General features: G+C 38.5%; 1 tRNA gene. It reads left to right on the forward strand.

The annotated features are described in order from the left end of the window. The first annotated feature begins 138 nt into the window (after window positions 1-138). Window positions 139-214, forward strand: a tRNA-Glu gene (locus tag BCT11_RS01025). Window positions 215-462: the final 248 nt, after the last annotated feature.

Genomic DNA, 462 nt, shown 5'->3' on the forward strand with positions numbered 1-462 from the left:
TGGATCACCTCCTTATACGATGATTACTCACGATGAGTGTCCACACAGATTGATACGGTTTATAAGTAAAAGAGACGAAGATATCCCAATATCTTCGAAGTTTGGTTCTGCCTTTTAAAAGCGGAAACAAATAGCAGTGTCCCGTTCGTCTAGAGGCCTAGGACACCGCCCTTTCACGGCGGTAACAGGGGTTCGACTCCCCTACGGGATACCATCTTTAAACATTCTCTCCTGAGAGTTTTTAAAAATGGTTACTTCATAAGAAGTGATTAGCTCTTTAACAATTTGGAAAGCTGACAAATCAACAATTTATTGTTGATTGTAAAGTTCTCAATGTTTGTCTTTATGACAAACACCAAAAAACACATTCAAGTGTTCTTGGGAATATCACTTTTACAGTGATTATTCGAAATTGAGTCCGGCAAAATCGAAATGTCTCTCGCTCATTCAAATAATGAGAGA

Origin of the sequence: Vibrio sp. 10N.222.52.B12 (assembly GCF_002875385.1) — a bacterium.
GTDB lineage: Bacteria > Pseudomonadota > Gammaproteobacteria > Enterobacterales > Vibrionaceae > Vibrio > Vibrio jasicida.